We start from the raw sequence: 11,886 nt of genomic DNA, 5'->3' as shown, positions 1-11,886 counted from the left end.
ATGAAAAAAGAAGATTTAAAAAAAATGATTTCTAATCTTCCAAAATATCCAAGTGTATTGGGAAGAGATAGATTTTTTAACTCAGCAGTGCTTATTCCTCTTGTAAAAATAAAAGGTGAATATTATCTTTTATTTCAAAAAAGAGCAGCAAATATAAGGCAAGGTGGAGATATTTGTTTTCCAGGTGGTGGTTTTGAAAAAGGTATTGATAAAAATTTTAAGCAAACTGCTTTAAGAGAGACAAAAGAAGAACTTGGAATAGATAAAAAAGAGATAAAAATAGTAGGGCAACTTGATACTATGGTTGCTCCTATTGGTGCTATTGTAGAAGTTTTTGTAGGAATAATAAAGAAAAAAGCTTTAAAAAATATGGTTATTGATAAAAATGAAGTTGAAAAGATTATTTTAGTTCCTTTATCATATTTAAAAAAGCAAGAGCCAGAAGTATATACCTTAAAAAGTGAAGTAAAACCTTATGAAATAAATGAATTAGGTGAAAAAGAGATATATTTTCCAGCAGAAGAGTTAGGTCTTCCAGAAGTATATAAAGAGCCTTGGGGAAATAAAAAACATAAAGTTTGGGTATATAAATATAAAGATGAAGTTATTTGGGGAATGACAGCTGTTATTTTACAAGACTTTTTAAAAAAATATTAGGAATAAAAATATGAATAAAATTTTATTAAATGATAATGTAGAGATATTTCCATCAAAAGTAGTTTGTATTGGAAGAAATTATGTAGATCATATCAAAGAGTTAAATAATGAAGTTCCACAAGAAATGGTATTTTTTATTAAACCTAACTCTTCAATTAGTAATAGTTTAGTTTTCCCTCAAAATGAAAAAAGCTGTCATTATGAAGCTGAAATTTCTTTTTTAATTGAAGAAGATAAAATAACAGCAGTTGGGTTTGGTTTAGATTTAACATTAAGGGAAAAACAAACTATTTTAAAAACAAAAGGTTTACCTTGGGAAAGAGCAAAAGCTTTTAGAAAATCAGCAGTTTTTTCTAAATTTGTCTCTTTTAATAAAAACATTGAAGATTTAGAGGTTGAACTTTATATAAATGATGAATTAAAACAAAAAGGTGGTGTATCTTTAATGATAAATAAACCACAAGAGATTATAAGTGAAGCAAAAACTTTTTTAGATTTTGAAGATGGAGATATTTTGATGAGTGGAACACCAAGTGGAGTAGGAAGTTTTAAAATTGGAGATATTTTTCTTGGTAAAATCTTATATAAAAATGAAGTTTTACTTCAAAGTTGTTTTGAAGTGCTTTAATAAGATTTAAAATAGATTAAAGCTGCAAATTATTTTTTTTCTTAATTCTTAATATTTTTTAATTTGCTATTATTTCTTATTTATCTTAAAAAGGCAAATAAATGAAATATAATGAGTTATCAGAAGAAGAGACTTATGTTATAGAAAAAAAAGGAACAGAAAGACCATTTTCTGGAAAATATAATGATTTTTATGAAGATGGTATTTATAAATGCAAAAAATGTAATGCCTCTTTATATAGATCTGAAGATAAATTTTCTTCAGGTTGCGGTTGGCCTAGTTTTGATGATGAGATAAAAGATGCTGTAAAAAGAGTACCTGATAGGGATGGAAGAAGAATAGAAATAGTTTGTGCCTCTTGCGGTGCTCATTTAGGACATGTATTTGAAGGTGAAGGCTTTACTGCTAAAAATACTAGACATTGTGTAAACTCTATTTCATTAAATTTTGATACTAAGAAAAAAGTATGCAATAATCAAGAAACTGCTTATTTTGCTGCTGGTTGTTTTTGGGGAGTAGAATACTATTTTCAAAAACTAAAAGGTGTTTATAAAGTTGTATCTGGATATATGGGTGGACATATTGTAAATCCTACATATGAAATAGTTTGTAGTGGAATGAGTGGACATTTAGAAGTAGTAAAAGTAAAATATAATAGTTGTGAAATAACATATGAAGAGTTAGTAAAATATTTTTTTGAAATACATGATTTTACACAAACAAATGGACAAGGTCCAGATATTGGAAGCCAGTACTTATCAGCTATTTTTTATACAGATGATAAACAAAAACAAATAGCAATGAATGTTTTAGATAATTTGGGAGAAATGGGATATAAAGTTGCAACAACTTTACATAGTGCTTTTCATTTTTTTGAAGCAGAAGATTATCATCAAAATTATTATGTAAGACATAATAAAACACCTTATTGTCATAGCTACAATAAGATTTTTTAAGTATATAAGTAAAAACTTATATACTTAACTATAAATTACTCTGTAACACCTAAGATATAATAAATAGGTCTTCCATCAAGTTTTTGTAACTTTACATTATATTTATTTGCCCAATGTGTTACTTCATTATGAAATTCTTCTAAAATTTCTTCGGCATCATTTTCATCACATTTGATTTTTAAGTGATCTGTTTTATTAGATAAACTAACATAAGCATTCATTTTTTTTAAATGGTCATTTAAACTAATAATATGCTTTGCAAACTTATCAAAATTTTTTGTTGATTCAATCATTTTTTCAGCTTGTTTAAGTGAACTTTCGCTTTTAGTGTAGCCCAATTGAGACAAAACTACTTCCGCAGTCATTTCAATTTGCATTATCTCTCCTTAGTATATATAATATAATTAATATAACAAATTTACTGTAAATAAAATATTAAAAATAATATTTGATAATCTATTTTTATATATTTTCTATAGGTTTTCCAATAAAGTAACCTTGAGAAAAATTTATTCCCATTGAATCTACAAAATTTAAAGTATCTTCATCTTCAACAAACTCTGCAATAGTTTGTATATTTAAACTATCACATAAAAATTTAATTACCCCAACAAGAAGTTGAGATTTTCTATTTTTATGTATATTTTTAATTAGTGAGCCATCAAATTTAATATAGTCAATATATTGACTTAAACTAATTATATGTTGAAAGTTAGCATATCCACTTCCAAAATCATCAATAGCAATCTTACAACCTAATTCTTTTATTGCAACAATAAACTTTTTAATCTCTTTATAATTTGTAACACTTTCAGACTCAACTATTTCTAAAACTAATTTTTTTTCAACATTATACTCTTTTATTTTTTGAACTAAAAAAGCAGTAAAACCTTTTTCTACAATATCTAAGACACTTAAGTTTATAGAAAATTCATACTCTTTATTTTGAAAATATTTAAAAGATTTTTCAATCATGGCATAAGTTAATTTATTATATTTTCTTGAGTTTTTTGCAATATCTAAAAAAGAGTTTGGATAAATAATTTCATTATTGCTATTTCTTATTCTCATTAAAGTTTCATATTTTTCAATTTTTTGAGTTCTATTATTATATATTGGTTGATAATGTAAAACTAAATCATTTTTATCAATGGCATTTTTAATTGATTTTAGAATTTTTAGATTTAGACTATTAATATCTTTAGTTTTTACTTCTGGGTCATAAACTAAAATATCAATTTTATTTTCTAAAGCATACTCTAGCGCCATTTGAGCTTCATGGAGTTTTTGTGCATTGTTTTTCACATCAAGAGGATTTGAAATAGCTAAAGTTAAATCAAGATATATTGAACTATTTTTATCAATTAATATTTCTACTCTTTCTAAATCAGTAAATAAAAGTTGTGTAAATTTAATAAGATTTGCTTCATTTGTAAAATTATATTTTATTGCAAAAAGATTATTTTCTATAGAATATAACTCTTCAAAATTTTCATCTTTATGTTTATAGCTTTCAATTAATCTTGAAGATTCTTTTAAAATTGTATTAATTATTTTGTATCCATAGACACTTTGTAGTTTTTTGAAGTTATTTAAGTAAACTAGAATTATTATAGAATTATTAAAAGTTTTGTTATTTAACTCTTTATCTAAATAGATACTATTTTTTAATCCAGTAATATTATGAGTAATAAGTTTATCTTCATATTCTTTTAGAATTTTATTTGGAATATTTGAAAAATACATAGCAAGTGGAATTAAAATTAAAAAACTGAAAAATAAAATTAGAAAAATTATAGCCTGTGACTTTTTTAATTTTTCATCATCTAAAGTATGTTTTGGTTTTAGAACAATTTTTATATTTTGATTGTAAAAATCATTAATTGAAAAGCTATAAAGGTTATTTGATAAATATTCTTCATTATTTAAAATTAAAGAAAATTCTTCTTTTGATAAAGTAAGATTTTCTTTATTTAAAATAGGCTTACCTTTATTAACTAACGTTAGATTATATAGGTTTGAACTTACAAGTTTTGAGATAAATTCCTTAATATCAATTTTTAAAATAAGTGTAGAAATTTTTTTATTTTCTTTAAAAATATTTTGTCCAAGGTAGATTTTTTGGTTAGTTAAATAAGCTTTAAATGTTTTATCTAAACTATTAAAAAAAGTATAATCTTCTTTAATTGATTCATAAACTTTATTAACTTTTATTATTTCATTTTGATTTTTATCAAGGTATATTATTCCAATTAGATTTGGTAGAGTTTTTTCATAAGAGTTAAATATTTTTTCTATTATTTCTATATTATTTTCATATTCAATAATCTCTTTAGTATTGCTTAGTGTAATAAGCAAGTTATTGTAAACATCAAAATATTCTTTTACAAAGCTTTTTATATGAATTTTTTCACTATTATAAGTATCTTTTGAAAGTTTGTCAATATGAAATTTTTCAATATTACTAAATACTAAATAGACAATAAATGTAATAATTAGCGAAAAGATAATTATAAGTGAAACGAATAGATTTTTATAAGAAATATTTTTTAACATTAGCTCTCTTTTTTGTTTATTATATTATAAGATTGTAATTTAATAGTGTCAATTAATATCTTTTAAAAGACTTAAAAATTAAAACTTTATTAAATATTTTAGACTAATTTTATAAAAAAACTAATAAAAAAATTTAAATTTAAATTTAAATTTTTATGCGTTTTTGATTTATTATTTTATAATATGACAAAATTATTATTTATTTTAGATAAAGGCTTACAAATGAGTGTTTTAGTTCAAATGTCAATGTTTCCTACAGATAAAAGTGAAAGTAAAGCTAAATATGTATCAAAGGTTATTGAAGTAATTAGAAATAGTGGTTTTTCCTATCAATTAACTTCAATGTGTACTATAATTGAAACTTCAAAAATGAGTGAAGCTTTGGATTTAATAGGAAGATGTTATCAAGTTTTGGAACAAGAAGGTTGTTTAAGAGTATATTCTTCAATAAACTTTGATATAAGACCAAATCATAAAGATAGAATACATAAAAAAGTTAAATCAGTAGAAGAATATATAGGTGAAGTTTCAAAATAGTCTAAAAAAGGCTTTTTTGAATACCAATATTATCTTCATTTAAACTTTTTAATTTAAATGAAACTCTATGTTCCCTACATCTTCCAAATTCTTTTATTTTTTCAACATGAGCTTTTGTTCCATAACCTTTATGTTTTTCAAAATCATAATTAGGAAATTTTGGTGCAATTTCACACATATACTTATCTCTACTAACTTTAGCTAAAATTGAAGCTGCACTAACTTCTTTTATTGTGGCATCAGCTTTTATTTTATGTTGAAGATTTAAAATACCAAAGGAAGTATTTCCATCCATTAAATATTCTTCTGCTTTAATATTATTCATTATCTCTAAAATAGAACTTTTTATACAAGCACTAATACCTTTTTCATCAATCTCTTTTGCACTTTTAAAAACAATATGATAAATAGAATTTTTTATAATTTCTTCAAAAAGTTCTTCTCTTTTTTTTTGAGTTAATTTTTTAGAATCATCTAATTGTGTTATTTGTTTTTTTAATACAACACCTGCAATTACCATTGGTCCTGCCAATGGTCCTCTTCCTGCTTCATCAATACCACATAACATATGTGTCCTTTTATAAATAATTATGTATAATTATAAATCTTTACTTATTTTTAAGGTATAACCTATGAAAAAAATAGCAATTTTTTTAATAATTTTTATTTTATTTCTTATTTTGCTTTTTGCTATTTTAAAAAAGAATAGTAATGAAGAAATAATAAAAATAGGCTTTATTTCTAGTTTAAGTGGTAAATACTCATCTTTGGGACATAGTGTATTAAATGGATTTAAATTAGCCTTTGAAGAAATAGATTATAAAATAGATAAAAATAAAATAGAATTAATTATTAAAGATGATAAGCAAGAACAAAGTGAAGATGAAAAAGTAGTAGAAGAACTAATTAATGAAAATATAAAAATAATAGTTGGTAATACTACAAGTTCTATGACAAAAGTTTCAAGAGATAAACTTCTTTCTCATCCTGAAATCTTACTAATTTCTGCAACAGCAAGTAGTAATGAATTTACTAATATTGATGATAATTTTATTAGAACTCAAGTTGCAAATAATTCTAAAAAGTTTGATACACTATCTAAATATTTAATTAAAAACAATATTGAAAATATTTCAATAATCTATGATTTAAAAAATAGTAATTATTCTAAAGGTGTTGCTTTACATTTTGAAAAATCATATAAACAATACAATGGGAAAGTAGTTTCTAAATTAGATTTAAATTTAGATTTTAATGAAATTCTTAAACAAATAAATAGTGATAAAATTAATGCTGTTTTTATTATTGCAAATGCAATTGATACTGCAAAGCTTGCACAATTTTTTAAATTAAATAATTTTTCAAAAACTTTAATTTCTTCTGGTTGGGCAAAAGAATTAAAGCTTATAGAAGAGGGTGGTATTGCTGTTGAAGATATGATATTTGTTACTGGTTATGATGATAATTCAACAGATCCAAAATATTTGAAGTTTGTAAAAAAATATCAAAAAAGATATGGCGATTTACCTTCTGTTTTTTCTGCACAAGCTTATGAAACGGCATCTATTTTAATAGAAACACTTAAAAAGCATAGAGATACTAATGAATTCAAAAAAATTATTTTGTCAAAAAAAAGCTATGATGGTTTGCAAGGAAAGATTATTTTTGATGATTTTGGAGATGTTTATAGAGATTATTTTATAATGAGTATAAAAAATAAAAAATATAAAAAGATAGATTAATGAAAAGTATAAAAAGTACAATCTCTTCCTTTCTAATTTTTTCTATAATTATCGTTTCTTTATTAATTGGCATTTTATCAATGTTAAATTTTTATGATATGAAAATAAATAGTGTAGAACACTCTTTAAAACAAGTTTTAATGCAAGTCTCTTTTGAAATAAAAAATCAAATAAAAAATATTGAAAATACAGCATTATATATTTCAAATAATCAAAGCAATGAAGATGAACTATTAAAAACTTTAGTTGAAACAAATATTGAGATTTCTTCAATTTTAATTTTAGACTATAAAGGATATTTAAAAAATTTTTATAGTAAAAACAATGATAATATTTATAAAGGATTTGATTATTCAAATAAAGAGTTTTTTAAAAATGTAAAAGATAAAGATTATTGGTCAAATATCTATCTTTCTTCTATAAATAATTTGCCAGTTGTTTCTTATTCATATAAAACAAATGAAAATAATATTATTGTTATTATGTTAGAACTTGAAAAATTATCGGAGTTTATTACAAAGTTTAAAAATAGTGATGATAGCCATATGATAAGAATGTTGGATAAAAATGGAGTTTTTATTATAAATTCTGATAAGCCTTCTGTTGTTACTCAAAGATTTAATGTTAAAAACAGTAGCGTATTTAAACAACTAATTGAAAATAAACCCCAATACACTTTAACACAATTTGATGGTGCAGTAAAAAAACAAAAAAATATTGGAATGTATACTATTGTTGAAAAAACAGGTTGGATTTTAATTATTAGGGAAAGCTATGAGATATTTATAAATACCTTAGAAAAAATATTAATTTCAATCTTTTTCTTAGTAATTTTATTTATACTTTTTGCTTTATATTTTATCTTTAAGATTTTTAATAAAGTTTTTTATGAAATTGATTATTTACAAGAAACAACTAAAAATATCTCAAATGGTGAATATAATCAAAATATAAAAAAATCAGAATATAAAGAGTTTTCTTCATTAATTAAAAGTTTTGAGAAAATGAAAAAAGAGATTATTAATAGAGAAGATAATCTAAAAAAATCAAGAGATAGCTTTGAGTTTTTATTAAATTCTACAATGGAAGCAATTATTATTCATGATACAAAAGTATGTATAGATGTAAATGAAGTAACTTTAAAACTTTTAGGTGCTACAAATAAAGAGCAGTTAATTGGAAAAGATATTTTTGAAATAATTTCTCCTAATTTTATGAATCTTGCAAAAACAAATATATTAATTAATACTGAACCTTATGAATTGGAAATATTAAAACTAAATGGCGAAAAACTTACTACTTTAGTTCAAGGTAAATTTATTGAGTTAAATGGTGTTAAAGTAAAAATAAGTAGTTTTATAGATATTACTGAATTAAAAAATAAAGATAAGCTACTTTCTCAACAATCAAAAATGATTTCAATGGGAGAAATGATAGGAAATATTGCCCATCAATGGAGACAGCCATTAAGTTCTATTAGTACAGCAGCAAGTGGTGTAAAAATAGAAAAAGAATTTGGATTATTGGATGATGAAACTTTAGATGTTGCCTTGGATATGATTATTAAAAATACAAAATATTTATCAAAAACAATTGATGATTTTAGAAACTTTTTTAAAGTTGATAAGGAAATTGAAGATATAAAAATTCAAGATGTAGTTGATAAAGCTATTAAATTATTGGATTCAAGTTTTAAAAATCATTATATTTGTGTACAAACTGAGTATGAAGATGATTTATTTATAAAAGGTTATGCAAATGAATTAACTCAAGCTTTTATAAATATTATAAATAATGCAAAAGATGCTTTAAAGACAAATGAAGAAGAAAATAGATTTATTTTTATAAAAACTTATTTAAAGAAAGATGATGTAGTTATTTCTATAAAGGATAATGCAGGAGGAATACCAAAAGATATTTTACCTAAAATTTTTGATCCATATTTTACTACAAAACATCAATCTCAAGGCACAGGAATAGGATTGTATATGACACATCAAATTATTGTTGATCATATGAAAGGGATTATAGAAGTTGAAAATGTAACTTTTGAATATAAAGAAAACACTTATAATGGATGTGAATTTAAAATCTACTTTTCATCTTTATAATTTAAATATTACTTGACATTAATACACTCAACTTGCTATAATTCATTAGCAGTTATAAAAAAGGAGTGCTAAAAATGAAAAAAATATTTGAACAATTAACAAATCAAGTAGCAGAGACTATTGATTCAGCAGTCTCTCTTAGCTTACATAATAAAAACCAAGAGGTTGAAATAGTTCATTTTCTATGGGCTTTAATTACAAATACAAACTCAGTATTAAATCAACTATTAAATAAAATGAATATTGATAAAACAGCTATTGAATTAGAAGTAAAATCTTATGCTTCTAAATTAACAAGTGTTTCAAATATCTCTAAAGAAAATATTAGATTATCAAGAAACTTTATGCAATCTTTAGAAAAAGCCCAAGGACTTATGACTAAAAATGCAGATAAATTTATTGCAGTTGATACTTGGCTAATAGCAAATTTTGATACTAAAGAGCTAAAAGATATTTTAGGAAAATATGTAAATTTATTAGACGCTAAAAAAGAGCTAGAAGCGATAAGAGCTGGTGCAACTATTGATAGTGCAACTTCTGATGAAAATTTAGAAAGTTTAGAAAAATATGGTATTGATTTAAATAAAAAAGCAATAGATGGACAATTAGATCCTGTAATTGGAAGAGATGAACAAATTACAAGAATGATGCAAATTCTAATTAGAAAAACAAAAAATAATCCAATTTTATTGGGAGAGCCAGGAACTGGTAAAACAGCTATTGCAGAAGGACTTGCACAAAAAATCGTAAATAAAGATGTACCTACAAGTTTATTAAATAAAAGAGTTGTTACTTTAGATATGAGTGCTTTAATTGCAGGAGCAAAATATAGAGGTGAATTTGAAGATAGATTAAAATCAGTTATTGATGAGGTAAAAAAAGCTGGAAATATAATTCTTTTTATAGATGAAATTCATACAATTATTGGTGCAGGTGCTAGCGAAGGTAGTATGGATGCAGCAAATATTCTAAAACCAAGCTTAGCTAGGGGTGAATTGCATACAATTGGAGCAACAACATTAAAAGAGTATAGAAAATATTTTGAAAAAGATGCTGCAATGCAAAGAAGATTCCAACCTGTTAAAGTTGATGAACCAAGTGTAAATGAAGCTTTACAAATTTTAAGAGGTATAAAAGAAAGACTTGAAACGCATCATAATGTAACTATAAATGATAGTGCATTAGTTGCTGCTGCAAAATTATCAGATAGATATATAACAGATAGATTTTTACCAGATAAGGCTATTGATCTAATTGATGAAGCAGCAGCTGAACTTAAAATGCAAATTGAAAGTGAACCTTATGCTTTATCATCAATAAAAAGAGAAATACAATCTTTAAATGTGGAAAAAGAAGCATTAAAGATGGAAAAAAGTAAGAAAAATGAGCAAAGAATTGCTGAGATTGAAAAAGAATTAGCAAATAAAAATGAAGAAAAAATTACATTAGAAACTAGATTTGAAAATGAGAAGGAGACTTTTAATGCTACTTCAACACTAAAAACTAAAATAGATGAACTAAAAACTAAAGCAAATATTGCGAAAAGAGAATCTAGATTTGAAGAAGCTGCTTCTATTGAATATGGTGAAATACCAACTTTAGAAAAACAAATAAAAGAAAATGAAGAAAAATGGAAACAGATGCAAGAAGCAGGAACTTTACTTAGAAATTGCGTTGATGAAGAATCAATTGCTTCAATTGTAAGTAGATGGACAGGAATTCCTGTAAATAAAATGATGGATAGTGAAAAGCAAAGAGTTTTAAAAGTTGAAGCTGTTTTAAAAGAAGATGTTGTTGGACAAGATGATGCTATAAAAGCAATAAGTAGAGCAATAAAAAGAAATAAAGCAGGGCTTAGTGAGGCAAATAGACCAATTGGTTCTTTTATGTTTTTAGGACCAACAGGTGTTGGAAAAACACAAAGTGCAAAAACTTTAGCTAAATTTTTATTTGATGATGAAAGATCACTTATAAGATTTGATATGAGTGAATATATGGAAAAACATGCAGTTTCAAGACTAATTGGTGCAGCACCAGGTTATGTTGGATATGATGAGGGTGGACAATTAACTGAAGCTGTAAGAAGAAGACCCTATAGTGTAATTTTATTTGATGAGATTGAAAAAGCCCATCCTGATGTATTTAATATACTTTTACAAGTATTAGATGATGGAAGGCTTACAGATAATAAAGGTGTAACAGTAGATTTTAAAAATACAATTATTATTTTAACTTCAAATATAGGAAGTTCTCAAATTATAGAAATTTTGGATAAAGAAAATAGAAGAAAAGAGGTTCTAGGTATTTTAAAAGCATATTTTAAACCAGAATTTTTAAATAGATTAGATGATATTATAATTTTTGAACAACTAAATTTAGAAGCAATTTCAAATATTGTAGAAATATTATTTGAAAAAATTAAAAGAAAAGTAGAAGAAAGAGATATAACTATTACTTTATCACAAAGTGCAAAAGAGTTTATCGCTAAAGCTGGTTTTGATCCTGTATATGGTGCAAGACCTTTAAAAAGAGCACTTTATGAAATTGTAGAAGATAAATTAGCTGATTTAATTTTAGAAGATAAACTAAAAGAAGGTAATAGTATTAATTTTGATTGTGTAGATGATAGAATAGTTATTAATATAAAGTAAATTTAAGTTTCTCCTTTAGAAAAAATTATAAGTTATGTTATAATTTCT

At 23.9% G+C, this 11,886-nt stretch carries 10 protein-coding genes; 7 read left to right on the top strand and 3 right to left on the bottom strand.

Annotated elements, in window-relative coordinates; translation table 11 throughout:
• The 3 genes from AMYT_RS10450 (at position 1) to AMYT_RS10440 (ending at position 2,241) form a co-directional block, all read left to right on the top strand.
• Complete coding sequence (locus AMYT_RS10450) at positions 1–657, top strand: NUDIX hydrolase (protein WP_114842474.1); 657 nt, start codon at positions 1–3, stop codon at positions 655–657.
• Positions 658–667: 10 nt separating this feature from the next.
• Positions 668–1,285, top strand: coding sequence for a fumarylacetoacetate hydrolase family protein (locus AMYT_RS10445; protein WP_114842473.1), 618 nt, complete (start codon positions 668–670; stop codon positions 1,283–1,285).
• 101 nt (positions 1,286–1,386) lie between these two features.
• Positions 1,387–2,241 carry a bifunctional methionine sulfoxide reductase B/A protein gene (locus AMYT_RS10440; RefSeq protein WP_114842472.1) on the top strand — a complete coding sequence of 285 codons (855 nt, stop codon included), beginning with the start codon at positions 1,387–1,389 and terminating at the stop codon, positions 2,239–2,241.
• A 35-nt stretch (positions 2,242–2,276) separates the two neighbouring features.
• Here AMYT_RS10440 and AMYT_RS10435 read toward each other — a convergent pair whose 3' ends face one another.
• Together AMYT_RS10435 and AMYT_RS10430 are read right to left on the bottom strand one after the other, a co-directional pair.
• On the bottom strand, positions 2,277–2,618 hold the full coding sequence (locus tag AMYT_RS10435) for a hypothetical protein (protein ID WP_114842471.1): 342 nt from the start codon (positions 2,616–2,618) through the stop codon (positions 2,277–2,279).
• Positions 2,619–2,703: 85 nt separating this feature from the next.
• On the bottom strand, positions 2,704–4,797 hold the full coding sequence (locus tag AMYT_RS10430) for an EAL domain-containing protein (protein ID WP_114842470.1): 2,094 nt from the start codon (positions 4,795–4,797) through the stop codon (positions 2,704–2,706).
• A 222-nt stretch (positions 4,798–5,019) separates the two neighbouring features.
• On the opposite strand from AMYT_RS10430, the gene AMYT_RS10425 reads away from it, so the two are divergent.
• Positions 5,020–5,334 (top strand): MTH1187 family thiamine-binding protein, encoded by a 315-nt coding sequence (locus AMYT_RS10425; protein ID WP_114842469.1) that lies wholly within the window; start codon positions 5,020–5,022, stop codon positions 5,332–5,334.
• Position 5,335: 1 nt separating this feature from the next.
• On the opposite strand, the gene AMYT_RS10420 is transcribed toward AMYT_RS10425, so the two are convergent.
• Complete coding sequence (locus tag AMYT_RS10420; RefSeq protein ID WP_114842468.1) at positions 5,336–5,902, bottom strand: ribonuclease HII; 567 nt, start codon at positions 5,900–5,902, stop codon at positions 5,336–5,338.
• Positions 5,903–5,966: 64 nt separating this feature from the next.
• Between AMYT_RS10420 and AMYT_RS10415 the strand changes: the two genes are divergently transcribed.
• The 3 genes from AMYT_RS10415 to AMYT_RS10405 all read left to right on the top strand — a co-directional run bounded on the left by AMYT_RS10415 (position 5,967) and on the right by AMYT_RS10405 (position 11,838).
• Positions 5,967–7,076, top strand: coding sequence for an ABC transporter substrate-binding protein (locus AMYT_RS10415; protein WP_114842467.1), 1,110 nt, complete (start codon positions 5,967–5,969; stop codon positions 7,074–7,076).
• Positions 7,076–9,187, top strand: coding sequence for an ATP-binding protein (locus AMYT_RS10410; protein ID WP_114842466.1), 2,112 nt, complete (start codon positions 7,076–7,078; stop codon positions 9,185–9,187). The genes AMYT_RS10415 and AMYT_RS10410 overlap by 1 nt, the downstream gene beginning before the upstream one ends.
• A gap of 74 nt (positions 9,188–9,261) precedes the next feature.
• Complete coding sequence (locus AMYT_RS10405) at positions 9,262–11,838, top strand: ATP-dependent Clp protease ATP-binding subunit (protein ID WP_114842465.1); 2,577 nt, start codon at positions 9,262–9,264, stop codon at positions 11,836–11,838.
• Positions 11,839–11,886 lie beyond the last annotated feature (48 nt).

The organism is Malaciobacter mytili LMG 24559, from assembly GCF_003346775.1.
GTDB lineage: Bacteria > Campylobacterota > Campylobacteria > Campylobacterales > Arcobacteraceae > Malaciobacter > Malaciobacter mytili.
Note: the sequence above shows the minus strand (reverse complement) of the source record. Positions and strands in the feature narration are given on the sequence as shown.